At 69.8% G+C, this 23,279-nt stretch carries 24 protein-coding genes; 11 read left to right on the forward strand and 13 right to left on the reverse strand.

Features of this window, described 5'->3' with window-relative positions:
• Positions 1 to 16 precede the first annotated feature (16 nt).
• Positions 17 to 757: a histidine phosphatase family protein gene (locus ACFV4K_RS08630; RefSeq protein ID WP_379099800.1), complete on the reverse strand. Its 741-nt coding sequence runs from the start codon at positions 755 to 757 to the stop codon at positions 17 to 19.
• Positions 758 to 773: 16 nt separating this feature from the next.
• Entirely contained in the window at positions 774 to 1,724 is a 951-nt protein-coding gene (locus ACFV4K_RS08635; RefSeq protein ID WP_379273220.1) for an undecaprenyl-diphosphate phosphatase, read from the reverse strand.
• A 263-nt stretch (positions 1,725 to 1,987) separates the two neighbouring features.
• Between ACFV4K_RS08635 and ACFV4K_RS08640 the strand changes: the two genes are divergently transcribed.
• From ACFV4K_RS08640 to ACFV4K_RS08655, 4 genes are all read left to right on the forward strand, one after another.
• On the forward strand, positions 1,988 to 2,947 hold the full coding sequence (locus ACFV4K_RS08640; RefSeq protein ID WP_357277124.1) for an aldo/keto reductase: 960 nt from the start codon (positions 1,988 to 1,990) through the stop codon (positions 2,945 to 2,947).
• A gap of 20 nt (positions 2,948 to 2,967) precedes the next feature.
• Positions 2,968 to 4,002 carry a hemin ABC transporter substrate-binding protein gene (locus tag ACFV4K_RS08645; RefSeq protein ID WP_379273222.1) on the forward strand — a complete coding sequence of 345 codons (1,035 nt, stop codon included), beginning with the start codon at positions 2,968 to 2,970 and terminating at the stop codon, positions 4,000 to 4,002.
• Between the two features lie 326 nt (positions 4,003 to 4,328).
• A complete protein-coding gene (locus ACFV4K_RS08650; protein ID WP_379273257.1) occupies positions 4,329 to 5,411 on the forward strand; it encodes a FecCD family ABC transporter permease in 1,083 nt (360 codons plus the stop codon).
• Positions 5,408 to 6,250 (forward strand): heme ABC transporter ATP-binding protein, encoded by an 843-nt coding sequence (locus tag ACFV4K_RS08655; RefSeq protein ID WP_379273224.1) that lies wholly within the window; start codon positions 5,408 to 5,410, stop codon positions 6,248 to 6,250. The genes ACFV4K_RS08650 and ACFV4K_RS08655 overlap by 4 nt, the downstream gene beginning before the upstream one ends.
• Positions 6,251 to 6,260: 10 nt before the next feature.
• On the opposite strand, the gene ACFV4K_RS08660 is transcribed toward ACFV4K_RS08655, so the two are convergent.
• The 4 genes from ACFV4K_RS08660 to ACFV4K_RS08675 form a co-directional block, all read right to left on the reverse strand.
• Positions 6,261 to 6,611, reverse strand: a complete 351-nt coding sequence (locus tag ACFV4K_RS08660; RefSeq protein ID WP_379273225.1) for a YrdB family protein — start codon at positions 6,609 to 6,611, stop codon at positions 6,261 to 6,263.
• The gene (locus ACFV4K_RS08665; protein ID WP_379273226.1) at positions 6,608 to 8,758 is read right to left on the reverse strand and encodes an MMPL family transporter; all 2,151 of its coding nucleotides are present in this window, start codon (positions 8,756 to 8,758) and stop codon (positions 6,608 to 6,610) included. Before ACFV4K_RS08665 ends, ACFV4K_RS08660 begins: the two co-directional genes overlap by 4 nt.
• Positions 8,710 to 9,246, reverse strand: a complete 537-nt coding sequence (locus ACFV4K_RS08670) for a hypothetical protein (RefSeq protein WP_379273228.1) — start codon at positions 9,244 to 9,246, stop codon at positions 8,710 to 8,712. The genes ACFV4K_RS08665 and ACFV4K_RS08670 overlap by 49 nt, the downstream gene beginning before the upstream one ends.
• A 101-nt stretch (positions 9,247 to 9,347) precedes the next feature.
• Entirely contained in the window at positions 9,348 to 9,704 is a 357-nt protein-coding gene (locus ACFV4K_RS08675) for a hypothetical protein (RefSeq protein WP_379273229.1), read from the reverse strand.
• Positions 9,705 to 9,921: 217 nt separating this feature from the next.
• On the opposite strand from ACFV4K_RS08675, the gene ACFV4K_RS08680 reads away from it, so the two are divergent.
• Genes ACFV4K_RS08680 through ACFV4K_RS08690 form a run of 3 tightly spaced genes read left to right on the forward strand, consistent with a single transcriptional unit; the run spans position 9,922 to position 12,293 of the window.
• Positions 9,922 to 10,929, forward strand: coding sequence for a YncE family protein (locus ACFV4K_RS08680; protein ID WP_379273231.1), 1,008 nt, complete (start codon positions 9,922 to 9,924; stop codon positions 10,927 to 10,929).
• Complete coding sequence (locus ACFV4K_RS08685) at positions 10,929 to 11,195, forward strand: DUF5703 family protein (protein ID WP_213555396.1); 267 nt, start codon at positions 10,929 to 10,931, stop codon at positions 11,193 to 11,195. The genes ACFV4K_RS08680 and ACFV4K_RS08685 overlap by 1 nt, the downstream gene beginning before the upstream one ends.
• Positions 11,196 to 11,213: 18 nt before the next feature.
• Positions 11,214 to 12,293, forward strand: coding sequence for a quinone-dependent dihydroorotate dehydrogenase (locus ACFV4K_RS08690; protein WP_379273259.1), 1,080 nt, complete (start codon positions 11,214 to 11,216; stop codon positions 12,291 to 12,293).
• Positions 12,294 to 12,355: 62 nt separating this feature from the next.
• Here ACFV4K_RS08690 and ACFV4K_RS08695 read toward each other — a convergent pair whose 3' ends face one another.
• The 3 genes from ACFV4K_RS08695 to ACFV4K_RS08705 all read right to left on the reverse strand — a co-directional run bounded on the left by ACFV4K_RS08695 (position 12,356) and on the right by ACFV4K_RS08705 (position 13,475).
• Positions 12,356 to 12,757 (reverse strand): hypothetical protein, encoded by a 402-nt coding sequence (locus tag ACFV4K_RS08695; protein ID WP_379273232.1) that lies wholly within the window; start codon positions 12,755 to 12,757, stop codon positions 12,356 to 12,358.
• Between the two features lie 143 nt (positions 12,758 to 12,900).
• Positions 12,901 to 13,188 carry a hypothetical protein gene (locus ACFV4K_RS08700; RefSeq protein ID WP_379273234.1) on the reverse strand — a complete coding sequence of 96 codons (288 nt, stop codon included), beginning with the start codon at positions 13,186 to 13,188 and terminating at the stop codon, positions 12,901 to 12,903.
• Complete coding sequence (locus tag ACFV4K_RS08705; RefSeq protein ID WP_379273236.1) at positions 13,185 to 13,475, reverse strand: hypothetical protein; 291 nt, start codon at positions 13,473 to 13,475, stop codon at positions 13,185 to 13,187. The genes ACFV4K_RS08700 and ACFV4K_RS08705 overlap by 4 nt, the downstream gene beginning before the upstream one ends.
• Positions 13,476 to 13,811: 336 nt before the next feature.
• Here ACFV4K_RS08705 and ACFV4K_RS08710 point away from each other — a divergent pair, with 336 nt between their 5' ends.
• Entirely contained in the window at positions 13,812 to 15,308 is a 1,497-nt protein-coding gene (locus ACFV4K_RS08710; protein WP_379273238.1) for a carbohydrate kinase family protein, read from the forward strand.
• On the opposite strand, the gene ribA is transcribed toward ACFV4K_RS08710, so the two are convergent.
• Positions 15,305 to 15,958: a GTP cyclohydrolase II RibA gene (gene ribA / locus ACFV4K_RS08715; protein WP_357098556.1), complete on the reverse strand. Its 654-nt coding sequence runs from the start codon at positions 15,956 to 15,958 to the stop codon at positions 15,305 to 15,307. The genes ACFV4K_RS08710 and ribA overlap by 4 nt on opposite strands.
• A gap of 277 nt (positions 15,959 to 16,235) precedes the next feature.
• Here ribA and ACFV4K_RS08720 point away from each other — a divergent pair, with 277 nt between their 5' ends.
• Complete coding sequence (locus ACFV4K_RS08720; RefSeq protein ID WP_379273240.1) at positions 16,236 to 17,108, forward strand: GTP cyclohydrolase II; 873 nt, start codon at positions 16,236 to 16,238, stop codon at positions 17,106 to 17,108.
• 247 nt (positions 17,109 to 17,355) lie between these two features.
• On the forward strand, positions 17,356 to 19,185 hold the full coding sequence (locus ACFV4K_RS08725; protein ID WP_379273241.1) for an AMP-dependent synthetase/ligase: 1,830 nt from the start codon (positions 17,356 to 17,358) through the stop codon (positions 19,183 to 19,185).
• Between the two features lie 103 nt (positions 19,186 to 19,288).
• On the opposite strand, the gene ACFV4K_RS08730 is transcribed toward ACFV4K_RS08725, so the two are convergent.
• Positions 19,289 to 20,590 carry a hypothetical protein gene (locus tag ACFV4K_RS08730; protein WP_379273243.1) on the reverse strand — a complete coding sequence of 434 codons (1,302 nt, stop codon included), beginning with the start codon at positions 20,588 to 20,590 and terminating at the stop codon, positions 19,289 to 19,291.
• Between the two features lie 131 nt (positions 20,591 to 20,721).
• Here ACFV4K_RS08730 and ACFV4K_RS08735 point away from each other — a divergent pair, with 131 nt between their 5' ends.
• Positions 20,722 to 21,270, forward strand: a complete 549-nt coding sequence (locus ACFV4K_RS08735; RefSeq protein ID WP_379273244.1) for a TetR/AcrR family transcriptional regulator — start codon at positions 20,722 to 20,724, stop codon at positions 21,268 to 21,270.
• Positions 21,271 to 21,350: 80 nt separating this feature from the next.
• Here ACFV4K_RS08735 and ACFV4K_RS08740 read toward each other — a convergent pair whose 3' ends face one another.
• A complete protein-coding gene (locus ACFV4K_RS08740; RefSeq protein WP_379273245.1) occupies positions 21,351 to 21,893 on the reverse strand; it encodes a YbhB/YbcL family Raf kinase inhibitor-like protein in 543 nt (180 codons plus the stop codon).
• Between the two features lie 19 nt (positions 21,894 to 21,912).
• On the reverse strand, positions 21,913 to 23,262 hold the full coding sequence (locus ACFV4K_RS08745; RefSeq protein WP_379273247.1) for a M20/M25/M40 family metallo-hydrolase: 1,350 nt from the start codon (positions 23,260 to 23,262) through the stop codon (positions 21,913 to 21,915).
• Positions 23,263 to 23,279 lie beyond the last annotated feature (17 nt).

Here is a 23,279-nt window from a genome sequence, read left to right on the forward strand (position 1 = left end):
CCTCCATTCGGTTCACTCACACTGATGAATCGGGGCGTTCGCCAGCCCCATTATCCGTACTGTCGGTGGTACCCGTTTCTCCGCCGGGAACCGGCCCCGAGCGCGATTCGCCGCCAGTTCGCGGTGAAATCGCCGCCAACCCGGACAGATCGGTACCCGTGTCATTGACACGCCACACATAGGGGGCGTTCGGGGTGTAGCGGACGACGCTGATCGACGCCGGTTCCACCACGATCCGCTGGAAGCCGTCGAGGTGAAGGCCGAACGCGTCGGCCAGCACCGACTTGATGACATCGCCGTGCGTGCACGCAATCCACAACACATCGCTACCATGCCGCTCGGCGAACTGCCGATCCCGTTCGCGCACAGCGGACACGGCACGGAACTGCACCTCCGCCAGTGACTCACCCGAGGGGAACCGCGCCGCCGACGCCTGCCGCTGCACCACCTTCCACAACGGCTCGGTGACCAGGTCGGCGAGCGCCTTGCCCGTCCAGTCGCCGTAGTCGACCTCGAGCAGCCGCTCGTCCGGGTCGGCCTCGAGGCCCAGCTTGTCCGCGAGCGGGGCGACGGTGCGCTGGCAGCGCAGCAGCGGCGAGCACACGATGTGCTCGATCGGCAGCGATCCCAGCCGCTGAACCAGGCTCGCGGCCTGCTCACGGCCACGGTCGGTCAGATCGACGCCGGCGCTGCGCCCGGCCAGGGTGCGGGCAATGTTCGACGTGGACACGCCGTGCCGCAACAGGATCACCGTCACCGGGACAGCCTACCGACTAGGTCGCCGACACGACGCCGGTCGCCAGCAGCGCGATCACGGTCAACCCCAGCACGATGCGGTAGCCCACGAACCAGTCCAGCGAATGGCGCGCCACGAACTTCAACAGCCACGCCACCGACGCGTACCCGACCGCGAACGACAGCACCGTGGCCACCAGCAGCTGCGGGCCTGACGCATTGAGGCCCTCACCAGCGGGTTCGAAGGCGTCGGGGAGGCTGAACAGGCCCGAGGCCAGCACCGCGGGAATGGCCAGCAGGAACGAGAACCGCACCGCCGCCTCACGCGTCAGACCGCAGAACAGGCCCGCCGAACTCGTCGCGCCCGAACGCGACACGCCCGGGATGAGGGCCAGGCACTGGGCCAGGCCCATGATCAGGCCGTCACGGGTGGTGAGCAGTTCGATCGGGCGGCGCGCGCGCCCGTAGGTCTTGCCCGAGTAGTACTCCGCCGCCGCGATCACCAGCGCGAACACGATCAGCATGATCGAGATCAGCCACAGATTCCGTGCGCCGGTACGGATCTGGTCCTTGAACAGCAGACCCAGCACCCCGATCGGGATGGTGGCGATGATCACATACCAGCCGATCCGGTAGTCCAATTCGCGCTGGGTGTCGGGATCGGGGCCGTAGGCGAAGGAGCCGTCCTCGGTCAGCACCGGCAGCTGCGTGGTCGCGCGCTCGTGCAGCGGCACCGAATCACGTTGACGCCCAGCGACCTTCATCCACACCGTGGTGCACCAGGCCACCAGGATCCGCCAGATGTCCTTGGCGAAATACACCAGCACCGCCGCCTCGGTGCCCAGCTGGGTGACCGCGGTGAACGACGCGCCCGCGTCATCGCCGAAGAACACCGCCGAGACGATCCGCAGATGCGCCGAAGAAGAGATCGGCAGAAATTCCGTCAGACCCTGCACCAGGCCCAGCACCAGTGCCTGCACCCACGTCATCGACTCGCCCACGCAGCCTCCAGTCCCGAATAATCAGCTCCCGGTGAGCAATTCGACGCCCCGGGCCGCCACCGGCGCGGCGTTCGCGCCCCGCCGCAACGCTGCGACCCTACCGGGCCGCGATGGCGCGCCCGATACCCCCGGGTGAAATCGGGTTCCGGCTCGCGCGCGCCGGAATTCGCCGCGCTCGGCGCGGGCCGTAGCCGGGCGCGGGCCGCCGGTGCGCCTAGGCTGACGCGTGTGACGAAAGGGCAAGCGCGGTGATGCAACAACGGACGGTCGGCCGCAGCGGACTGCGGGTGTCGAGGCTCGGGCTGGCCACCCACACCTGGGGCAGGGAGACCGACGCCGAGGACGCCGCGGCCCAGCTGCTGGCGTTCGTCGAAGCCGGCGGCAACCTCGTCGACACCTCCCCGGCCTACGGTGACGGCGCCGCCCAGCACATCCTCGGCGAGCTGATCGCCGAAGTCGGCCGCGAGGACCTGGTGCTGTCCGGAAGTGCCGGATACACACCGATACTCAGCGACGCCGCCGCCGACGCGCCCGCCGCCGTGCGCTGGACCGTCGACGCCTCCCGGCGCACCATGCGCCGCCAGCTCGACCACACCCTCACCCAGCTCGGCACCGACCACCTCGACCTGTGGACCGTCGCCGCCTGGGACCCGCACACCCCCCTGGAAGAGATCGCCGACACTCTGTCGTGGGCGGTGCGCTCGGGACGCGTGCGCTACGCCGGAGCGCGCGGCTACGACGGCTGGCAGCTGGCCACCCTCGCCGCCGCCGCGCCATTGACCGCCGCCAAGACCCCCTACTCGCTGCTGGCGCGCGGCGTGGAACACGAATTCGTGCCCGCCGCACAGCATCACGGCATCGGCGTCATCGCCACCGCGCCCCTGGCCGGGGGGATCCTCACCGGCAAATACCGCGACGGGGTGCCCGCCGATTCCCGCGGCGCCGACGAGTCCACGGCCGCGGAGATCACCGCTCATCTCGACGACCGGGCGGTGCGGGTGGTCGACGCGGTCGTCACCGCCGCCGACGGGCTGGGGACCTCGCCGCTGGCGGTGGCGCTGGCCTGGATCCGCGACCAGCCCGCGGTCGCCTCGATGCTGGTCGGAGCCCGTGATATCGGGCAGCTCACCGGCATCCTGGCCGCCGAGACCCTCGAACTGCCCCGCGCCATCGCCGCGGCCCTCGGAGACGTGAGTGCACGCACAGAATGAGCCAGGCTAGCCTTGCCTGCATGAGGTGTCTCGTGAATGCCCGCACCGCCGCCCGCACGCTGGTGATCCTGCTGCTCGGTGTCGGTCTCGTCGCCGGGGTCACCGCCTGCGGCTCGGGCACCACGAGCACCGGCGGCCGCGGACCCGTCACCGCCGAGATCGGCGACCTCGACCCCGTCACCCTGGGACCCGAACCGGTTGCCACGCTGCCGGTCACCGTCACCTCCTTCGACGGCACCGCGGTCACCGTCACCGACACCTCCCGCATCATCGCCGCCGACCGCTACGGCACCCTCGCCCAAACCGTCGTCGCCCTGGGACTGCGCTCGAAACTGATCGGGCGCTCCAACTCCGCGGCCTTCCCCGCCGTGCGCGACCTGCCCACCGTGTCCTCGGGCAGCGGCACCCTGAGCGTGGAAGCCGTTGCGGCACTGCGGCCCACGGTGTTCCTCACCGACACCATCACCGTCACCCCCGCGCTGCGTGACCAGTTGCGCGCCCTGGGCATCACCGTTGTGTACTTCGACACCGGACGCACCATGGCCGGAGTCGTCCCGCAGATCGAGGCCGTCGGCGCCGCGCTCGGCGTGCCCGACGCGGGCAAGGCGCTGGGGCAGCGCACCCGCACCGAGATCGACGCCGCCATCGCCTCGGTGCCGCACCAGGACGCCGAACCCAAGATCGCGTTCCTGTACCTGCGCAGCGCCGCCATCACCATGATCGCCGGACCCGGCTCGGGCGCCGACTCGCTGATCACCGCGATCGGCGGCATCGACGCCGGAACCGCGTCGGGCATCACCAAGGACTTCCTGCCCATCACCAGCGAGGCCATGATCGCCGCGGCCCCCGACGCGCTGCTGCTCATGAGCGACGGCCTGGCCTCGGTCGGCGGCGTCGACGGCCTCGAGAAGGTCCCCGGCATCGCCCAGACCCCCGCCGGACGCGACCGCCGCGTCATCGACATGTCCGACGCCGTCCTGCTGTCCTTCGGCCCCAACACCGGCCGCGTGCTGTCGGCCCTCGTGAAGGCCGTCTACGGCCCCGCCGCCGCATGAGCAAGCGCCCCGGAGCGGCCGACAACCAAGGCCCCCACATGGATTCACCGAGCAACACCCACGACGACCGCACCGCAGCGCACAACGGCGCTGCCACCGCGCTCGGCCCCAGCGACCCGGCACACGATGCGCCCGCCGACTCGGCACACGATGTTCCCGCCGACGCGGGACAGAGCGGTCCCGCCGATCCGGAGCACGGCGGCCCGGCGGCCCGCGCGCAGCACGGCCCGGCCGAGCGCTCGTCCGGCGGGAGTGCCGAGCGGGCAACGGCTGCAGCGGCGAAGACGCAGGCTGGTTCCGGCGCGCCGATCAGCGGCGACGAGTCGATGACCGCGCAGGAGTCGGCGGTCGAGGCGCTGCCCAGCGCTCGCCGCAAGTGGTCGCGCAACGCGATCATCTTCGCCGGCGCGCTGGCCGCGCTGGTGGTGCTCGCGTTGATCTCCGCGGCCATCGGCCAGGTGCCGACCAGTCCCGCCGAGGTCGCGGGCGCGTTCCTGCACCGCATCGGCCTGGACTGGGGTCCCATGCCCGCCCACCCGGCCGGATACGTGACCCTGTGGGAGGTGCGGTTCCCGCGTGTCGTACTCGGCATGCTCGTCGGCGCGGCCCTGGCCACCGCCGGCGCCCTACTGCAGGGCGTGTTCGCCAATCCGCTCGCCGAACCCGGCGTGATCGGCGTGTCCGCGGGCGCGGCGGTCGGTGCGGGCACCGTGATCGTCGCCGGGGGCGCGTTCGTGGCCGCCTGGTCGGTCGCGGCGGGCGCGTTCGCCGCCGGACTGGCCACCACCCTGCTGGTGTATCTGCTGGCCCGCTCCAACGGCCGCACCGAAGTGGTGACCCTGGTGCTGACCGGTGTCGCCATCAATGCCTTCGCCGGCGGCCTGATCTCGTTCCTGCTGTTCTCCGCCTCGCCCGCGGCGCGCGACCAGATCGTGTTCTGGCAGATGGGCAGTCTCAACGGCGCCACCTGGCAGTCGGTGAACGTGGTGTGGCCGCTGACGCTGCTGGGCCTGGCCGCCGCGATCTGGATGGCCCCGCGCCTGGACCTGCTCGCCCTGGGCGAGTCCGCGGCCCGGCATCTGGGCGTGGACGTGGAACGGTTGCGGCGCAACGTGATCGTCGTGGTCGCGGTGCTGGCCACCGCCGGGGTCGCGTTCACCGGCATCATCTTGTTCGTCGGGTTGATCGTGCCGCATCTGGTGCGCATGCTGGTCGGGCCCGGTCACCGGGTGCTGATCCCGCTGTCGGCCATCGTCGGCGCGGTGGTGCTGGTGGCCGCCGACATCGGCGCCCGCGCCCTGGTCCACAACGCGGACCTGCCGCTGGGCATGATCACCTCACTGGTCGGCGGGCCGTTCTTCTTCTGGCTGCTGCGCCGCACCCGCTCACGATCGGGAGGCTGGGCATGAGCGGCCTACGCGAGCTCACAACGATCTTCGGGCGCACCCCCGCCCTGCCGGAAACCCCCGAACCGGGTGCGGCGACCCTGCGCGCCCGCAAGGTCAGCGCCAAACGCGGCGAACGCACCGTGCTCGAGGGCATCGACTTCGATGTCGTCGCCGGGCAGATCGTCGCTTTGGTCGGTCCCAACGGTGCGGGCAAGTCGACACTGCTGGCCGCGCTGGCCGGGGAGCTCGAATTGAGCGGCGGCAGCGTCGAACTCGACGGCCACGCCCTGACCCACTGGACGCATCTGGACATGGCTCGCCGTCGCGCGGTGCTACCCCAGTCGCATACCGTCGGATTCCCGTTCAGTGCCCGCGAAGTCGTCGCCATGGGCCGTTCCCCGTGGGCGCGCACCGCGCGCCAGGAGGACGACGAGCGGGCCATCGCCGCGGCCATGGCCGCCACCGACGTCGAACGTTTCGCCGCACGCCCGTTCCCGGCGCTGTCCGGTGGTGAACGCGCCCGTGTCGCCCTGGCCCGCGTCCTGGCTCAGGACACCGCGACGCTGTTGCTCGACGAACCCACCGCCGCACTCGATCTCGGCCACCAGGAACAGGTCCTGCGCCTGGCCCGCGACCGTGCCACCGCGGGCGCGGCAGTCGTGGTCGTGCTGCACGATCTGGGTGTCGCCGCCGCCTACGCCGACCGCGTCGCCGTCCTCGATGCCGGACGCATCGCCGCCGACGGCCCGCCCCGCGAGATCCTCACCGCCGAACTGCTCACCCGCGTCTACCAGCATCCGGTCGACGTGTTCGACCACCCGGTCACCGGCGCCCAACTGGTGCTGCCCGTCCGAGGCTGAGCGCCCGGGGTCAGAGCTGCTGCTGACCCCACACCAGCCGCAGGACGCCGTTGGCCAGCCAGATCGCGAAGAACGCGACCCCGGCCACCGGCGTCCACGCCAGACCCAGCAGCACCGCCGCCGCACCGAACCACACGACCTCCAGGGCGATACGCCGCCACCCGGTCTGCGGGAACCGGGCGTCCTTGGCCGCGCCGACCAGCGCCCACACCACGATGAACACCGCCGGAACCGCCAGCCCCGCCACGATCCGCACCACCAGCGGCGCGGACACGGTGAACCCCCACCACGCGCCCGCGGCCAGCACCCCCAGTTCCAGCAGGAACATCAACAGCAGGTTCGCGCCCTTCAGTACGTTCATCGCCAGACCAACCTCAACACCGCAGGAGTCAACAGCATGCGAATCACGGTGGCGTCCAACACCAATGCCGCGATCATGCCGTAGGCAATGTATTTCATCAGCACCAGATCCGAGAACCCGAACGCACCGGTCACCACGATCAGGATCGCGGCCGCCGAGGTGATCACGCCACCGGTGTGGGCGATGCCGTACCGGATCGCCTCGGGCGCATCAGCGCCGGACGCGCGAGCCTCGGCCATGCGCGATTGCAGGAACACCTCGTAGTCGGTCGACAATCCGAACAGCACCGTCACGATCAACACCAGCACCGCGAACATCAAAGGGCCCGGCGTGAAGTCGAATAGTCCCGCCCCGTGCCCCTCGACGAAGATCCAGGTCAGCACACCCAGCGTCGCGCCCAGGCTGAGCGCGCTCATCACCACCGCCTTGATCGCCAGCACCAGCGACCGGAACGCCGCGTACATCAGCGCGATCGCCGCCGCGACCAGGATCAGCACCAGCAGCGGCAGGCCCTTGATCAACCCCTGGATGCTGTCGCGTTCCAGCGCGGGCACTCCCGCCACCATCACCGCGACCCCGTCCGGCGCCGGGATCGAGCGCAGCGCCGCGATCACCGAGTCGGCGTCGCGTTTGTCGGACAGGCCGCTGGCCAGCACCGTCACCTGATCCTTGGTCGGCGCGGCCGGATCGAACGGACCCGTCATCCGCGGACCGGCCAGCTGGTTGGCCTCGTAGCGAATATCGGAGAGCTGCTGCGGATTCGCGCCCACCACCACCAGTTTCAGCGGCTCGGTGCGGAAATGCGGGAACAGCCGATCGAAGTCCTGCTGCGCCACCCGCGCCGGATTGTCCGCGGCCAGATACCGCTCGCTCAACCCACCGAACTCGATACTGCGGAACGGCAGGATCAACGCCAGCAGCATCAACACCACCGGCACGATCACCAGCCACGGCTTGCGCATCGCGAAAACCGCCAGCCGCGAGAAGAATCCGCGATCGATCTGCTCGGCGGTGCGGATACTGGCCAGCCGATGCCAGCCCCACAGATCGATGCGCGGCCCCACGATCGACAACACCGCCGGCAACGCCGTCACCGACAGCACCGCGGCCAGCAGCACCGAGGAGATGCCGCCCAACGGCACCGACCGCAGCACCCCGTTCGGGTAGATGAACAACGCGCCCAGGCTCACCGCGATGATCGCCGCCGAGAACAACACCGTGCGCCCGGCCGTGGCGATGGTGCGCGCGGTCGCCTCCTCCACGCTGCGCCCCGCCGCCAGCTCCTCGCGGAACCGGGTCACCGCGAACAACCCGTAGTCGATGGCCAGACCCAGGCTCACCAGCGTCACCACCGCCGAGGCGAACACGTTGACCTGCAGGTGATTGGTCAGCAGCCGCATGATGCCCTGGCTGCCCAGGATCGTCATGCCGCCGATCAGCACCGGCAGCAGCGCCCCCACCACGCCGCCGAACACGAAATACAGCAGGATCGCCACCAGCGGCAGCGCGATCAGTTCCGCGCGCTCGATGTCGCGCTGCATGCCGGTGTTGATGCCTTCCACCACCGGCTGCAGACCGGCCAGCTGCACCGTGGTGCCGCCCGGCCCGGAACCGGTTGTCCCGGCATGGAATTCGTTCTCGAGGGCCAGATAGTTGTCGACGGTGTCGGTGCCGCCGTCACCGCGCAACCCGATACTGGCGAAGGCGTGGGTGCGGGAGGCGTCGGCGAACTGTCCCATCAGCGCGCCGTCCCAATACGAGTCGATCTTGAGGATGCGGTCGGCGTGGGCGGTGCGCAACCGCGTCAACTCCGCCGCTACCGCGCTGCGCACGGGTTCGTCGTCGACGGTCATCCCCGCCGGGGCGGTGTAGATCGCGATCAGGTCGGCGTCGGTGTCGCGGCCGAAGGTGGAGTCGGCCAGCTTCGACGCCGCCACCGACTGACTGGATTCGTCGAACCAGCCCTCCTGGGTCAGATGATCGCCCAGGTCGCGCCCATAGAACCCGGACACCAGCACGGCCAGGCCGAACACGGCGACCACCAGGAACCGGAAGCGGTGGATCAGATGCCCCCACCGCAGGGATCCGGCCTCGAGCATCAGCCGCAGGCCGCGGTCTTGTAGTCGGCCGACCGCAGAATCCCGCACAGATCCGTGCGCGAGATCTTCCAATGCCCGTCCTTGGCCACGAAATGCACGACCGTGGTGCGCACGTTCGTGCCGGTGCCATCCTTGTCCAGGCTCAGCGTCGCGGTCAGCGTGCCGTCATGGTTGTCGAACACCGGGTCCTTGACCCCGTACACCGCGCGCGGGTTGTCGGCCAGCGCCTTGTACATGTCGGGGATCGCGTCCTTGAACGCCTCCCCGTCCTCGATCAACGCGGTGCGCTCGCTGTCGGGCAGGTTCGGATCCAGCGCCCGCTTGATCTGCGAGTCCAGCTCCGCGGCGCCCGGGATCCCGGGCCGGTTGACGCTGCTCTGCGCGGCGGCGGCCTGCGAGGACGAACTCAACGCCGCGTACGCCGAGGACCGCGCTTCGGCGATCTTCGATTCGTCGTCGGAGCCGCCGCACGCGGCGAGCGATGCGCTCAGCACGGTCAGCAGCAGCGCGGTGGCGGCCGGTCGTCGAAGTCGCATCAACATCCTCGGGAGTTCGAACTGCGGTTGTGTGCCGTTAGTTTGGCACGCCCCGCGCCCGGAAGTGATCTCTGTGTCACAGACAGTGCTGCCCGCGGGCGTCAGAGGCCCTCGATCACCGCGCCCAACCGGCCCAGCAGCGCGCGCACGGTGGTGGTTTCACGGGGCTGGGCGGCCGGGACCGGGACGGCCTGCGGGATCAGGTCACGGACCAGGGCCACCACGCTGCGTTCGTCGTCGAGATCGATGTCGGTGACCGGGGCCACCGCGATCGCCTCGACGTCCTCAGGCGCTGGAACCGCGGTGGTCACGCCCGGGCGGTAGATCTCCACGGTGAGGGTGGATCGACGGGTTCGGAAGGCGAAGGACCGCCCGTCCCCGGCGACGCCGAAGCCGTGCGCGTAGCGCCCGACGGTCACGTCCTCGACGGTGAAGCCCGCGCTCTGGTCGGCAACCAACAGATCTCCCTGATACAGACCGCTTTTGCACTCCACGGTAACCGCATGCCCCGACACCGCCACCGAATCCCCATGTCACATCATGCAAGTCGGCGCCGGATGCACGCGTGAGATCGGCACGCGGACCCCCGGTCACACGGTTGGAACCCGGGACATGGTCAGATTGGAGAGCACGCATGATTTCGTCGGTCAGTTCGGTCAGTAAGGAGTTCGCTGCATGCGCCGTCGCGGCTGGATCGGTTCAGCCCTCGCGGGTGTGACCGTGGTGACCCTGCTGACCGGATGTTCGGACCAGCCGGACAATGCGAACAATGCCACCCGCGACCCGGCCACCCCGGCCGCCGCACCCACCGCCACCGCGGCCCCCACCGGGCAGGTGAGCGCGAGCGCGCCCATCGCGCTGCTGCTCGACGAACCTTCCACCGGCATCCTGGCCGCGGTCGTGGACTCCGGCACCACCCTGAACCTGATCGACAAGGGCGTCACCCGCCCGGTCACCCTGCCCGGCAAGGCCGCCGCCCTGGTCGCGGGCAAGCCCGGCGAGGTGCTGATCGCGGTGCCCGGCACGATCGTTCGCGTCGATGTCGTCAGCGGCGCGCTCACCACGGTCGCCCTCGACGGCGACCTGCACTCGGTGGGTCTGCGCCCCGACGGGTCGCTGGTGGCGGGGCTGGCCGACGGCCGGGTGCTGCTGCTCGACGCGGACGGCACTGTGCGCCACACCATTACGGGCCTGTCGGCCGCCGACGCGATCGACACCGGCGAAGGCAGGGTGGTCGTGGTGGACCGCCGCCAGTCCGCGATCGTGGAACTCGACCTCGACGCCCACAAGCTCGGCCTGGCCCTGCGCGCCGGTGACGGGGTGACCAACATGATCGGCGACCACTTCGGCCGACGCCTGGTCACCGACACCGCCGGAGCCGAACTGCTGGTCTACACCGCCGATCCTTTGGTCCTGCACCAGCGTTTCCCGGTAGGCTCTTCGCCCTACGCACTCGCCTACGATCAGCGGTCGGAGACCGTGTGGGTGACGCTGACAGGCAGCAACGAAGTCGTCGGCTACGAGCTGTCGACGGGTATACCGGTAGAGGTGGGGCGTTACCCGACGGTGCGCCAGCCCAACTCGGTGACCGTCGATGCCCGCACCGGTGACCTGTTCGTGGGATCCGCGACCGGCGACGGTCTGCAGCGGATCGGCGCGGACCAGCGGAAGAGAGGGCAGTGATGGCTCGGGCCTCACGATCGGCGCACCAATCGCGCACATTACCGGAAGGCTGGGAGGAATCCAGCGACGAATGGGAGTACGTGCCCCTGCGGCTGCCACCCGGCATCACCAGGGTCACCGCCACCATGCGACTGTCCATTCACGCCGAATTCGGTGGCTGGGAACTCTCGCGGGTGCGCGCCTACACCGACGGCAGCCGCCGCGTGTTACTGCGCCGCCGCAAGACCACTCCCCTGCTATCCCCGACACCCGAGGCGGTGATGTAACCCCCTATGTATGAGCGCCTGTACGCCCTGCTGCTGAAGCTGATGTTCCTGCTCCCGCCGGAACGCATCCACCATCTGGCCTTCGCCGCGATGAAACTCGCGACCCGGTTCACCCCGGGCCGCGCCCTCACCGGCAAGGTCCTGGTGGCCGACGATCCGATCCTGCGCACCCGCGTGTTCGGCGTGGACTTCCCCGCGCCGCTGGGTCTGGCCGCCGGCTTCGACAAGAACGCCGACGGCGTCGACGCGTGGGGCCCGCTCGGTTTCGGCTACGCCGAGATCGGCACCGTCACCGCCCAGGCCCAGCCCGGCAATCCCGCGCCGCGGCTGTTCCGGCTGCCCGCGGACCGGGCGCTCATCAACCGCATGGGGTTCAACAACTTCGGCGCCGCCGCCGCGGCCGAGCATCTCGCGCACCGGCTGCCCGGCGGCGTCCCCATCGGCGCCAATATCGGCAAGACCAAGGTCGTCGAACCCGCCGACGCCGCCGACGATTACGCGATCTCGGCGAAATTGCTGGGCCCGCTGGCCGACTTCATGGTCGTCAACGTCAGCTCCCCCAACACCCCCGGCCTGCGCGACCTGCAGGCCGTCGCCTCGCTGCGCCCGATCCTGCAGGCCGTGCTCGACTCGGTGTCGGTCCCGGTCCTGGTGAAGATCGCCCCCGACCTGTCCGACGACGACATCGACGCCGTCGCCGACCTCGCCGTCGAACTCGGCCTCGCCGGCATCGTCGCCACCAACACCACCATCCGCCGCGACGGCCTGGCCACCCCCGCCGCCACCGTCGACCCCATCGGCGCCGGCGGCCTCTCGGGCCCCCCGGTCGCCGACCGCTCCCTCGAGGTCCTGCGCCGCCTCTACACCCGAGTCGGCGACAAACTGGTCCTCATCTCCGTCGGCGGCATCGAAACCCCCGACCAGGCCTGGTCCCGCATCCTCGCCGGCGCCTCCCTGCTGCAGGGCTACACCGGCTTCATCTACGGCGGCCCCCTCTGGGCGAAACACATCCACCGCGGCCTCGCCGCCAAACTCCGCGAACACGGCTACACCAACCTCTCCGAAGCCGTCGGCGCCGAACACCGCGCCCGCGCCTGACCCGTTCGCGGGCAACACCGTTCGAATCGCCCGGGAGACCGCACGGCCGGTTGGTCGTGCGGTCAGCCCCACAGATGCTGGGAGCGGGCCCCCGTCGACGCCGCCCCGTGGGGGGTTCCCCAGCCCGACAGCATCGCCGCCGGCGACCCGGGCTCCTCGTCGAGCGGCTCCCGGTGCAGGCGTTCGGCCAATCGCTGTGCCAGCAGAATCACCGCGCGCTCGACTCCGATCCCCAGCCGGGTCGCCAGATCGGCGGCCCACAGGTGCGCGGCCTCGTCGTAGACGACCTCCGGATCGGAGAGCACCTCGTCGAGCTCCATCCCCGCCCGGGCCTGATCGTGGGTGAGGTGCTGCGCCGGAAGCCAACTCAACCGCCACACCACCTCTCCGCGCCGGTATTCGCGCAGCGCGTATTCGGGGCTGATGTCACTGGTCATCGCCCGCGTCGTGATATCGATCGTCATCAGGACCTCCCAAGGCCATCGGCGCACGCCACAGGATCTCCGTGCGTCCACCGTCTTCGGCCCGCCGCGACCGGTCGCCGCCGCGGGCCCTGCCATCCCCTCATCGACTCTGCTCCGCCCCTCGGATCCGATCGGTTGGTACGTCAAGCCGTCCGGCGCCGCAGCAGCAGAAACACCGCCTGCTCCAACGGAATCCCCAACTCGCCCGCCGCGGCGACCATCCGCCCCTGTGCGGCCTCCCCGCGCGGATACGGGTCGAGGGCCACCACCTCGGCCAGCACCATCGCCGCCAGCGCCTGCGCGCGGGTCAGCAATCGATCCGGCATCCAGCTGCACCGCCACGCCAGCGTCCAGCGGTCGGCCACCCGGACCGCGCTCTCCTCGGTCAGATCGCTGGTCATCGCCCAGTCGTCGGTGGTGTAGATGGTCATGACTCTCCCCGTTCCCTGCGACGCGCGCGCAAGACGATGCGGGCATCCTCGAGATCGATGCCCAGGGCGGCGCCGAGGGCGCACGCGCGCTCCCAGGCCGCGCCGTGATGACCCGGCTCCCACCGCAGGAGCTCGGTCAGTTCCATGGCCGCCAGTGCTTCCTCCCGCGTCAGCAGCGGCGACTGCCGCCAGCTGAGCTGCCAGGCCGGTTCGGGGTGGCGGGGCAGTCGTTCGGCGCACTCGCCGGTGATGCTGCTGGTGATCGAGCTGGCACTCGGGTAAATCATGATGGTCTCCGATGAGACGAGGAGGCGTCACCGCCGGATCGAGTGAGACGCGGAGCTGGGCCGAGGCGACGTGGACGGGCGAATCCGCCTATCGCACTTGGGTATTCGCCCGGAGATCGGGATCGGCAGCACCACACGCGCGGGGCGCGCGCCGCTGGATCCGCCGGATCGTGAGTAGTCCGGTCATCGGGACCTCCCGGTATATCTGGTCGGGCGGCGCTCATTTGCCAATTCCAGGATGGCATTTGGCACTTCCGAATCGCAGTTTGACGCTGTCACAATTGGATTGCCGTTTCCGCCGACGTTCAAACGTGGACGGTCTTATGGTTGGGGCGAATGATGATGCAGCCGAACCTGGGAAGCAGTGGCGCCGACACGGCCGCGCAGGACAACGACGTGCGCGCCGTGCGTGACACCCTGCTGCAACTGCGCAAGCGCTGGGCCATGGGCGGTGACCGCGACCGCTCGGTCGACCTCGGCGCGCTGCTCGGCCTGGTCATCGTCCGCAGGGTCGCACACCTCACCGGCCGCGACCCGAAAGCCGCACTGCCCGAAGCGCTGCGGTACATCGCGGGCACACTCGAACCGGCCGACCGCCTCATCGTCGACGCGGAACTGAACCTGTCCATGCTGGCCGCACAGCTGCCGACATCGATCGCCGACGAGCTCTACGGCCCTGAGCTGGGACAGCGACGAGACAGTCTCGCCCTGCATTGGATGACGCTGCACGAACATCTGGGCGTGCCGGTCGCTCAGGTGCCGCGCAACAATCGCGCCCTGCGCGGTCGGCGGGAAGAGGACGCGTTCACGGCGCTGGCGCGGGGGCTCACCCTCGAGTCCGTTGCCGCCGACGGCCTTCCCGGTGCGACGACACGGCCGAGCGCCGTGGTGATCGGCGACGCCGCCTGGGACCGTATCTGCACTGTCGATGTGCTGCCGCAGGCCGGGGACTCGCTGTACGGGGAATTCTCCGAGCACGCCGGAGGCAAAGGACTGAACCGCGCGGTCGCCTTGGCCAGACTCGGAGTGGACGCGCGTCTGTTCGCCGCTGTCGGTGACGACGACAAAGCCGGACTGATCGTCGACTATCTGCGTGCGCGCGGTGTCGATACCAGCCTGTTGCGGGCGCGGCGCGGACCCACCCCGACCGCGGCGGTGACTGTCGCGCGTGACGGCGGGAACTACTCGGTGGCAGGCAAGGACGACCGGATCCGCTTCGACGCCAGGGATATCGCCGATATCCCGATCACGCGTGCGCTCGTCCACGCCGACGCCGTGCTGCTGACCTTCGAGCAGAACGTCGAAGTGCTCGCGGCGGTAGCCGACGCGATCGCCGACCGGGAGTCGCGGCCGTGGCTGTTCGTCAGCGCCACCCCACCGCCGAAACGATTCCCCGCTCAGCTGCCCGGCTACCTGCGGACGGTCGACTACCTGATCGCCTCGGTCGGTGAACTGGCCGCGCTGCGACCGGGGGCCGAAAGCGCCGACATCGCAGCGCAACTGGTGAAACACGGAGTCGGCTCGGTCGTGGTCCTGCACGGCGACAGTTGCGCGATGTACTCGGCCGGAGACCCGGCCGCGGAGCCGGTGTGGGCCGACATCCAAACCGATCGCCCGGGAGCGCCCGGAGCTTCATCGGCTTTCGCGTCCGCGTTCATCGCCCGATTGATGACCCAGCCCCGGCCCGCCGACCCTGCCCGCCGCCGACAGGCCGGGCACGCCAACCTGGTGTGGGCCGCCGCGGCGATTCCCGCGCGCGCCAGCAAGGAGACGAGCATCCCCGACTCCATGCCCACCCGCGAGGCGATCGACGCGACCCTGGACGCGTTCTAGAGATCGGGCGACCACGGTGGGTCGGCGGTCGGAATCCAGTGCCCGTGACGGCGTTTGGCCTGCTGATAGTCGGCTTCCCGGCGAGTCCGCGGTGGGGTGCGCAGCGGGATCACGGTGGCATGGATCTCGGCGTCGCGCACGGCCTGCAGTTTGTGCGGATTATTGGTCATCAACCGCACCTCGGTCAGTCCGAGGGCAACCAGCGCCTGCGCGGCGTGGGTGTAGTCGCGCTTGTCCTCGCTGTACCCCAAAGTCCGGTAGCTGTCGTAGGTGTCGAGGCGGTTGCGCTCGCTGATCTCGTAGCCGCGAGCCTTCGCCAGGAGCCCGTACCCGCGGCCTTCCTGCTCGAGGTAAACCAGGATGCCTGATCCGGCGGCCTGGATCAGGTCGAGGGAGCGTTCCAGCTGTGGCCCGCAGTCACAGTCCTGGAACGACAGCGATTCACCGTAGAGGCACTGCGAGTGGATGCGGACCAGGCAGTCGTCGTCGATGGACCCGAAGGCCAGGATGTGCCCGGTTTCGGCGTCGGTCGGCAGGTCGGTGACCCGGACGCGGAGTTCTTGGCCCTTGCGGGAGATCCAGTGGCTGGCGTGGTCGAGGCTGGCCCATATCGCTTGTCGGCTAACGTCTTTCGCCGGCCGAGAACCCATCAGTGAATGGTATGTCCCGATGCCGTCCTGATTGTCCGGATCACTGAACAGGGCATAGCGGCGCGCGCCGGAATCGGTGGCCGATAATTCTCTCCGGATACGCTCCGTGATCGCCGGGAAAGGGTAGGCTTCGGCACCGTCTGCGTGTGCCGCCCCGGCAACTCCGCAGCAACGGTCGGATCGCTGCCCCCGCGCACCGTCCTGACCGGCGGTTACCACACACCAACGGACACTGTCGGGCGGCGGATCGCGGCCCGCGGGGATACGAGGCGGTCACGTGAGCGTTGCGGACGAGTCGATTGCTGTCGCGGGTCTGGTGAATTCGCAGAAACTCGCCTGCACCAGTCATCTACTCACCCGCAAGGGTGCCGAGATCCGCGTGCGAGTCCACTCGATACCCGGACGCGACGGCGGCCAGGCCCTCATCTTCGGCGATATCGGCCGTTTCCCCGCCCCGCTGGTGCGCATCCACTCCCGCTGCCTCTACGGCGACGCCCTGCATTCCGACGACTGCGACTGTGGCCCCGAACTCGACCAGGCCATGGACATGATCCAGCGCGCCGACGCCGGCGTGCTGCTCTACCTCGAACAGGAAGGCCGGGGCGCGGGCCTCGAAGTCAAAGCGGAAGGCCTGCGCCTTACCCAAACCGAGGGCCACAACACCTTCGACGCCTATCGCACCCTCGGCTTCGATCCCGACTACCGCGAGTTCGACACCGCCGCCCGCTTCCTCACCGATCAGCTCGGCCTGCACGCGGTCAGCCTGCTGACCAACAACCCCGACAAGGTGCACGCCCTGCGACGAGGCGACATCACCGTCACCCGCGTCCCCCTCGTCACCGAACCCCGCAGCCACTGGGCACGGGAGTACATGGAAGCCAAGCGGATCCATCGCGGCCATCGCCTGCCACCCTACTCCTTCCGCCGAATCGGCCGCAGGATAGAACAAACCTGCTTCGCCCTCGGCGTGGTGGCCACCGCCGCCGCGATCTACTGGGCCCCACGCGAACTCGCGGTCCTCGCGTTCATCACCCTGGCCGCAGCCGCCTCAACCTGGCACCCCGCCCGCACCTCCGTCCGCCTCCGGCTGCGAGCCTGGCGCCGCCAACTCACCCAGCGTCCACACAACGCCCCCACCCCCGTCGTCTGAACACCGTCTCCGGCGCGGTTCGGGCGACGGTGCGGTCGCCCGATTTGGCAATTGACAATTCCGGCCACGCTTCTGGCCCCTGTAGCCCGCGACACAGTCGCGAAAGTCTGGTTACGATAAGTGAGCCGCGCCACAGGTGACGCGTGGCCATCGCGTGACGGGTTGGTCGTGGTCTCGGACTTCGAAGGTTCGCGCTGGTGGGCGCGCGGGTGGACGGCGAAGCGAGAGGCTATCGGGAAAAGGGCTTATGACGACTGACATCGGGTATGCGCACGCATCGGGCAAGACCGTTCACACGATTCCGGAGGCGTTCCAGGAAACCTTGACGCTGCGGCCGGGGCAGGTGGCGTTGCGGACCGTGGGGGGTACGCGGCAGGTCACCTGGCGGGAGTACGGGGAGCGGGTGCGCGCGATCGCCGCCGGGTTGGCGGCGCTCGGGGTGGGGCGCGGGGACGCGGTGGGCATCATGCTCACCAACCGACCCGAGTTCAATCTGGTCGACACCGCGGCACTGCACCTGGGTGCGACGCCGTTCTCGATCTACAACACCAGCTCCCCCGAGCAGATCGCGCACCTGTTCACCAATGCCGAGAACCGGGTGGTCATCACCGAACCGGCGTTCCTGGACGTGGTGCGCGGCGCCGGCGTGGAGATGGAACACATTGTGCTGGTGGAGGGTTCCGCCGCGGGCACGCTGACGCTGGCCGAGGTGGAGGCCGCCCCGCAGCCCGACTTCGACTTCGACGCCGCCTGGCGGGCCGTGCAGCCCGACGATGTGGCGACGCTGATCTACACCTCCGGCACCACCGGCCCGTCCAAGGGCGTGGAGCTGACCCACCGCAATGTGGTCGCCCAGATCGTGGGCCTGGTCGACGGCCCGCTGACCGTCGGCCTCGATGACCGCTCGGTGTCCTATCTGCCCGCCGCCCATGTGGCCGACCGGATCTCGGGACACTGCGCCAACCTGTTCACCGGCGTCCAGATGACGTGCGTGCCCGACCCGCGCGAGATCGCCGCCGCCCTGCCCGACGCCCGCCCGACCGCGTTCTTCGGCGTGCCGCGCGTGTGGCAGAAGATCAAGGCCGGTATCGACGCCAAACTGGCCACCGAGGCCAGCCCGGTGAAGAAGGCCCTCGCGAACTGGGCGCTGGGCGTCGGCGCCCAGGCCGCGCGCGCCGACCTGGCCGGCACCGGCCGCGGCACCCTGCTGGATGTGCAGCACAAGCTGGCCGACGCGCTGGTGCTGTCGAAGCTGCGCCACGCCCTGGGCTTCGACGAGCTGCGCGTGGCCGCCTCCGGCGCGGCCGCCATCCCGCCGGAGACCCTGGAATACCTTCTCGGCCTGGGCTTCACGGTGACCGAGGTGTGGGGCATGTCCGAGACCAGCGGTGTCGGCACCTACACCCCGCTGGCCAAGCCGAAGCCGGGCACCGTCGGCATCCCGCTGCGCGGGGTCGAGGTGCGCCTGGCCGAGGACGGGGAGCTGCTGCTGCGCGGCGGCATCGTCACCCACGGCTACCGCAAGATGCCCGACAAGACCGCCGAGGCCATCGACGCCGACGGCTGGCTGCACACCGGCGACGTCGCCACGATCGACGGTGACGGCTACGTCACCATCGTCGACCGCAAGAAGGAACTCATCATCACCGAGGCGGGTAAGAACCTGTCTCCCACCAATATCGAGAACACCGTGAAGGCGGCGTCCTCGCTGGTCGGTCAGGTGGTGGCGATCGGCGACGCCAAGCCCTTCATCTCCGCGTTGATCGTGCTCGACCCCGATATCGCGGTGGTGCGGGCCAAGGCGCTGGGCATGCCCGACGCCGACCTGAACACCCTTGCCGCGCACCCGGAGATCATCGCCGAGATCAAGGGCGCCATCGCCGAGGCCAACGCCAAGCTGAACCGGGTCGAGTCGATCAAGCGGTTCACCATCCTGGATCAGGGCTGGGAGCCCGGCGGTGACGAACTCACCCCCACCCTCAAGCTCAAGCGCAACCCGATCGCGGCCAAGTACGCCACCGAGATCGCCGCGCTGTACCTGACTCCCGCACCCGAGGGCGTCATCAACCTGAGCTGATCCCGGGGCGCTGCACCCCCGGAATCGATGTGGGCCCGGACGTGATGTCCGGGCCCACAGCCGTTCCCAGCCGTGCATGCCACACTCGACCGCGCGGCCGCCCTCAACCGCGCACGGCCACCCGGGTGACCCGTGCGAGCAGATCGCTCATCGCTTCGGCCACCCGGCCCATGCGGGTGTGACTGTGCTCGGCGGTGTCGTACTCCACCTGCACCGTCAACCGTCCGCCGACGGTGAAGATCGTCATCTTCGGCGGCATACCCGCCGCCATCGCGAACACCTCGTCGCGCACGAACTCCAGCCCGTCGGGCATCGGATGTGCGGGCAACCGGCCCATATTCGACAACGCGATCGCCGGCGGCTGCGACAGCATCGCGGCCACCTGTGGCGCCAGCGGGCGCTGCGCGGCGCGCATGAACAACGCCGGGAACCGGCTCTCGCGCAGCACCCGCATGGTGGCGTCGACGACCGCGCCCACCGCCAGCGGATCGGCGTCGCGATCGACCAGCGCCGGAGTCCCCGCGCCCGAAGCGCAATTGAGGACCGTCGACACCGGCACCCGGGGCGACAGATCCGGCCGCAGATCCGCGGCATGCCCGCACATCAACGGAATCGGCCCGTCCCCGGCGAGCTCACCCCGCACCGCCGCCAACGCCGCTCCGGCCAGCACACTGTTGACCGAGATCCCCCGCCCCCGAGCCACTTCGACCAGCTCCGCGGTCTGCCCCGGCGACAACTCGATGCGCCGCAATGCCAATCGCCCTCCCGCGTCCCCGACCCCGTCCCCGTCGTGAGGCATCGTGTGCGGCGCGTCCGCCGGCGAGGCCGCGGCGATCTCCTGCGCCAGGTGTGCCAGGAACCCGTCGACCTCCGCCTCACCGACCACCGCGGCCAGCAGCTCGTCGACCCCGCCGAGCAGCGCGTCGTCCGAATCATGCAGCGGCGGTTCGGCACCCGCCGCGTGCGCGGCATAGCGCCGCCACATCTCCTCGAGCAGCGCGAATGCTGAACGCCCGTCACTGATCCCGTGATGGATGACCAGCACGATCCGGCTCTCGCGCACCCCGCGCAACAACACCGCCCGGAACAGTCCCGCCTCCCAGTCCTGCCGACTGTTCACCAGCTCCCAGTACTCGTCCACGCCACCCTCGCGCACGGTCAGCGTCGGCGTCACTGCGTCCCCGGCCACGAACCGCGCGACCCCGTCGACGGTGTCCACGCGACTGCGCAGCAGCACATGCCCGGCGGCGAGCTCGCCCAGCACCCGCCGCAGGATGGGCTCGTCGACCTCGCCGCGCACGGCCGTGCCGATGAACAGCGGCATCCCGCCTACGGGCACGCTGCCCAGCCGGGCGTCCGCGGCGAAATATCCGGATTCGAAGGGAGACAACGGTCGTGCGGTCATATCGGACTCGTCTTCCGTGCGATGGGATCGTGCCACCACCGACCATACACACGTTTCATACGTTTGTTCAAAACAAATGTTTGAAACGTGCGTTACAAACAACCGTTCACCCCGCTGTTAGGCTGACCCGCGTGGGAACCCGAGAAGACCTGCTGGCCGCCGCCAAGCACTGCCTGGCCGAACGCGGCTACGCCCGCACCACCGTGCGCGACATCGTGGCCGCGTCCGGGGCCAACCTGGCCGCCATCAACTACCACTTCGGCACCCGCGACCGGCTGCTCAACCAGGCCATGCTCGAGGCGACCGCGGCGGCGGTGTCGCACATCCTCGACTCCCTGCCCGCCGACGGTGCCGGGGACCCGGCCGCGCGGCTGAACACCTTCTGGCAGCGGCTGATCGACTCCTTCACCGGTGACCGGGTGATCTGGGCCGCCAATGTCGAATCCATGGCCCAGGCCATGCACTCCCCCAGCCTGCGCACCGAAATCGGTGCCGCGCAGGAACAAGCGCGCGCGGGCCTGTCGCAGGACCTGGGCGGCGGCGACCCCGCGGTCGGCGCGGTGCTGCAAACCCTCATCGCGGGCCTGCTGGTCCAGTACCTCATCGATCCCGAGCACGCACCCGCCGCCGAGGACCTCGCGGCGGGACTGCGCGGCCTGGCCGGGCAGTCGGCCGGGTAGCGCCCGATCCGCCGGTCGACCACCCCGGAAACGACGTGTGGGCCCGGACGAATCGTCCGGGCCCACAACGGTTTCGAGAGCTACTTGGCCGGTTCCTCGTAGGTGGCGACGATCTGCGCGCGCCCCAGCGTGTGGAAGAACAGGTTGAAGCCCAGGTAGGCCGGGGTGCCGTTGGCGTCGATGTCGAGCGCTTCCACATCCACGGCGTGCACGGTGATGAAGTACCGGTGGTAGCCGTGCCCGGCCGGCGGGGACGCGCCCACGAACCCGGCGAACGCGCCATCATTGCGCAGCTGGACCGCACCGGCGGGCAGGCTGCCGCCCTCGCTGCCCGCGCCGCTGGCCAATGAGGTCACCGAGACCGGAATATTGGCCACGGCCCAGTGCCAGAAGCCCGACGCGGTCGGGGCGTCCGGATCGAACACGGTGATCGCGAAACTCTTGGTCTCCGGCGGGAATCCGGACCACGACAGTTGCGGCGAGATGTCCTTGCCACCCGACCCGAACACCCCCGACACCTGGTCGTTGGCGAACGGCTGACCGTCGGTGACATCGGCGGAGGTGACGGTGAAGCCGGGCACCTGGGGCAGCGCGGCGTACGGGTCGTACGAATAGTCGGGCACGAGCAGTCCTTTCGAATCGTCAGCTGTGCAACAGGAAGTGTTCCAGCACGCGGGCGCCGAATTCGAGCGACTCCACCGGAACCCGCTCGTCGACCCCGTGGAACAGCGCAGAGAAGTCCAGTTCGGGCGGCAGCCGCAGCGGCGCGAACCCGAAGCAGCGAATCCCGAGCTTGGCGAACGCCTTCGCGTCGGTGCCGCCGGAGAGCATGTAGGGCACGGTGCGCCCGGCCGGATCGTGGGCCAGGATGGCGTCGTTCATGGCGTCGACCAGATGCCCATCGAAGGTGGTCTCGTAGGAGTCGAGCTTGGTGATCCACTCGCGCTCCACATCCGGGCCGATGAGCGCGTCCACCTCCCGCTCGAACTCGGCCTGACGCCCCGGCACCACCCGGCAGTCGACGACGGCCTCGGCGGTCTGGGGAATCACATTGGCCTTGTACCCGGCGCGCAGCATGGTCGGGTTGGCGGTGTCGCGCAGCGTCGCGCCGATGATCCGCGAGATGGTGCCCAGCTTGGCCAGCTGATCCTCGATACCCGGTGCGGCGGGATCGAATTCGAGCCCCGACTCCTCCGACACCGCGGCCAGGAACTCCGCCACCGAATCCGAGACCACCAGCGGGAAGGTGTGGGTGCCCAACCGGGCCACCGCCTGCGCCAGGATCGTCACCGCATTGTCGTCGTGCAGGAACGAGCCGTGCCCGGCGCGCGCCTTGGCGCGCAGCCGCATCCAGCCCAGACCCTTCTCCGCGGTCTCGACCAGGTACAGCCGCCGCTCACCGCCGTCGGGCCGCGGCACGGTCAGCGAGAACCCGCCGACCTCCCCGACCGCCTCGGTGACGCCCTCGAACAGGTCGGGGCGGTTCTCGACCAGCCACTGGCAGCCCCAGCGGCCGCCGTTCTCCTCGTCGGCCACGAACGCCCACACGATGTCGCGCGGCGGCACCGTGCCCTCGATCTTGAACTGGCGGGCCACGGCCAGCATCATGCCGACCATGTCCTTCATGTCGATCGCCCCGCGACCCCACACGTAGCCGTCGCGGACCGCGCCGGAGAACGGGTGCACACTCCAGTCGGCGGCCTCGGCGGGCACGACGTCCAGGTGCCCGTGCATCATCAGCGCACCCCGCGAGGAGTCCGTGCCCTTCAGACGCGCGAACACATTGCCGCGGCCCGGCGCGCCGGATTCGACGTACTCGGTCTCGTACCCGGCGGCCTCGAGTTGCTCGGCCACCCACTGCGCGCATTCGCGCTCGCCCTTGGTGGTCTCCAGTTCGCCGGTATTGGAGGTATCGAACTGGATCAGCTTGCTGACCAGGTTCACCACTTCCGACACGGCACGGGGGGTGTGGGTTTCGGCGGTTTCGGGCACGTCACTTTCCTACCACC

The sequence above is a fragment of the Nocardia sp. NPDC059764 genome, from assembly GCF_042732555.1.
Lineage (GTDB): Bacteria > Actinomycetota > Actinomycetes > Mycobacteriales > Mycobacteriaceae > Nocardia.

Excerpts from the sequence above, each read along its gene's own strand:
- ACFV4K_RS08660 (WP_379273225.1), bottom strand. The coding sequence starts at position 6,611 with ATGAACGTACTGAAGGGCGCGAACCTGCTGTTGATGTTCCTGCTGGAA.
- ribA (WP_357098556.1), bottom strand. The coding sequence starts at position 15,958 with ATGGGTTCTCGGCCGGCGAAAGACGTTAGCCGACAAGCGATATGGGCC.
- ACFV4K_RS08640 (WP_357277124.1), top strand. The coding sequence starts at position 1,988 with ATGCAACAACGGACGGTCGGCCGCAGCGGACTGCGGGTGTCGAGGCTC.
- ACFV4K_RS08650 (WP_379273257.1), top strand. The coding sequence starts at position 4,329 with ATGACCGCGCAGGAGTCGGCGGTCGAGGCGCTGCCCAGCGCTCGCCGC.
- ACFV4K_RS08685 (WP_213555396.1), top strand. The coding sequence starts at position 10,929 with ATGGCTCGGGCCTCACGATCGGCGCACCAATCGCGCACATTACCGGAA.
- ACFV4K_RS08730 (WP_379273243.1), bottom strand. The coding sequence starts at position 20,590 with ATGACCGCACGACCGTTGTCTCCCTTCGAATCCGGATATTTCGCCGCG.
- ACFV4K_RS08680 (WP_379273231.1), top strand. The coding sequence starts at position 9,922 with ATGCGCCGTCGCGGCTGGATCGGTTCAGCCCTCGCGGGTGTGACCGTG.
- ACFV4K_RS08725 (WP_379273241.1), top strand. The coding sequence starts at position 17,356 with ATGACGACTGACATCGGGTATGCGCACGCATCGGGCAAGACCGTTCAC.
- ACFV4K_RS08655 (WP_379273224.1), top strand. The coding sequence starts at position 5,408 with ATGAGCGGCCTACGCGAGCTCACAACGATCTTCGGGCGCACCCCCGCC.
- ACFV4K_RS08670 (WP_379273228.1), bottom strand. The coding sequence starts at position 9,246 with ATGCGACTTCGACGACCGGCCGCCACCGCGCTGCTGCTGACCGTGCTG.
- ACFV4K_RS08700 (WP_379273234.1), bottom strand. The coding sequence starts at position 13,188 with ATGACCATCTACACCACCGACGACTGGGCGATGACCAGCGATCTGACC.
- ACFV4K_RS08705 (WP_379273236.1), bottom strand. The coding sequence starts at position 13,475 with ATGATTTACCCGAGTGCCAGCTCGATCACCAGCAGCATCACCGGCGAG.
- ACFV4K_RS08635 (WP_379273220.1), bottom strand. The coding sequence starts at position 1,724 with ATGACGTGGGTGCAGGCACTGGTGCTGGGCCTGGTGCAGGGTCTGACG.
- ACFV4K_RS08645 (WP_379273222.1), top strand. The coding sequence starts at position 2,968 with ATGAGGTGTCTCGTGAATGCCCGCACCGCCGCCCGCACGCTGGTGATC.
- ACFV4K_RS08710 (WP_379273238.1), top strand. The coding sequence starts at position 13,812 with ATGATGATGCAGCCGAACCTGGGAAGCAGTGGCGCCGACACGGCCGCG.
- ACFV4K_RS08695 (WP_379273232.1), bottom strand. The coding sequence starts at position 12,757 with ATGACGATCGATATCACGACGCGGGCGATGACCAGTGACATCAGCCCC.